Raw genomic sequence first — 1,938 nt, 5'->3', positions numbered from 1 at the left:
GCACATGTGGCTCAATTCATATGCAATAAGCAAGATATAAATAAATGGACGTTTTTTGAACACTGCTATTATGGTACAGATTAAAAATTTTGATACCTTTTGGTAACGTATACCAAAAGATTGCTACAAAATAAAAAGCCACCGATATGCTCGGCAGCCATTTTATATATTAAGTATGGGTTATACGCTCCTGTTTAACTAAACTGCTCCTTTAGATCAATAAGAATAGATGCCAAAATGACAGCCCGGATCTTTCGCTAACGCTACCTCGGGAGCCTTATTCCATTCTTGAACCCCAATTTCTATTTTTTCTTCCCCTGTTGCTATTGTACTAGCGGTACTCTCCAAAGTTACTTTTGGAGTTTTGCCGTATGATTAAAAACCCTAAAGCTAAACCCCCACCTAAACTTATTATAAATAATCTATTTTTAGTTGAGAAGAGCATATTAAATCGTCTTTTTTGGTAAAAAATATCAAAAATTCCAGAAAAATAAATCCAATCCTCTTTACGGTTTAATTATCCTCATTAGAAGTTTGAAGTAAAGGCTGTCGGACTTCAGTATGTTCACAATTCCTCCATAATTACTCAGGTGATTTCCATAATAAAATAAACAACATAAAAAAAGAGCGAGTATTCTCTCTAGTCGTTGCAAAGATTACAATTTTATTTCGTTGGTTTTTGCCCAACAAATTGTATGACATGGGACAATCCGTTATGTAATTCCCCCTCTTTACGAACAACCTCACCCATGAAAAAGTGAACAATCCGCCAATCTGAAAAGGTATTTAAAAACTCATCAGGATCGTATAGAAAACTTAAATCTTGTGGTCCCCCACTTTTATAGGGAAGTTGATACTTTGAATATACCTCTGTAACAAAATAACCCCCTATTTTTACTGCTTCCTTCACTCCTTCAAGTGTTTTTTTACGTAATTCCTCTGGGAAATGTCCGAAAACACAAACAATTTCATCCCAACGTTCTTTTTCCCAGTACGCTTCATTTAAATCGACAAGCTCTGTATCAACAGTTACACCTCTTACTTCTGCAAGTCTCTTAGTTTTTTGTAATCCAGTTTCAGCATAATCCCAAGCAGTAACCTTCATTCCTTGTTCAGCTAAAAAAACTGCATTCCGTCCTTCTCCTTCTGCTATTGCCAATGCATTGCCAGTTAATTGGAGTTTTTTCTGAATTTCTAATAAAAAAGCATTAGGCTCAGTTCCATAAACATAATTTTCACCTTGAAATCGAGTATTCCATTGGTTCATATTCTAATCTCCTTTATAAAGAATTTTTACTACTGATTATTTATTTGTTAAACAGAATATCATTATTATTTTCAAAATAATGAAATGATAAAGGAGTCAACGAAAATGAACACTATTAGTCGATCTGTAATAAATTGAACTTAATTAAGCTAAAAAGAAAACAAATAATTTAGGAATACACTAGGAAGTCCCCAGTATTACTAGAATAGGGTCCCTTTTCTATACATTTTCAGTTTGACCATCGATAATTTAGTATCATATTGTAGATGGTAAGAGTTTTGACTTCGCTCTTACTCCTATTTAAAAGAAGTATCCTACTTCTATTTTGATAGCAATTGTCAGCCACCATTTATACAGGTTGTCGTAGAGCTGCCCACAACCTTGTTTAACTCATTAAGAAGTTTAGCGAGAGTATCAGGTTCAATAAATATTTCCATCGCTATTTCTGTAAGAGGTATATTATGTTTTTTAAAAATAGTAGCCGTAACTTCCCAAACTTCAACTACTGCTTTGGCTGACATATTGGATTGTATGACCATTTCGGTAATCCTCTCTAATGGTATGACTCTTTTTCTCTTACCAAACTTAACTTTAAATCAGTGATGACACTGACTCTGACTGAAATATAATAGTTCTATACTTCTGGACAAGGTAAGCGTAAAATAATCCTC

Annotated in this window: 2 protein-coding genes; both read right to left on the bottom strand. The window is 33.7% G+C overall.

Annotated elements, in window-relative coordinates; translation table 11 throughout:
* Nucleotides 1-664: 664 nt before the first annotated feature.
* The gene (locus BFI01S_RS21710; protein ID WP_061794420.1) at nucleotides 665-1,267 is read right to left on the bottom strand and encodes an SAM-dependent methyltransferase; all 603 of its coding nucleotides are present in this window, start codon (nucleotides 1,265-1,267) and stop codon (nucleotides 665-667) included.
* A 338-nt stretch (nucleotides 1,268-1,605) separates the two neighbouring features.
* Complete coding sequence (locus tag BFI01S_RS21705) at nucleotides 1,606-1,806, bottom strand: hypothetical protein (RefSeq protein ID WP_061794419.1); 201 nt, start codon at nucleotides 1,804-1,806, stop codon at nucleotides 1,606-1,608.
* Between the last annotated feature and the right edge of the window lie 132 nt (nucleotides 1,807-1,938).

This window comes from Cytobacillus firmus NBRC 15306 (assembly GCF_001591465.1).
Classification (GTDB): Bacteria; Bacillota; Bacilli; order Bacillales; family Cytobacillaceae; genus Cytobacillus; species Cytobacillus firmus.
Note: the sequence above shows the minus strand (reverse complement) of the source record. Positions and strands in the feature narration are given on the sequence as shown.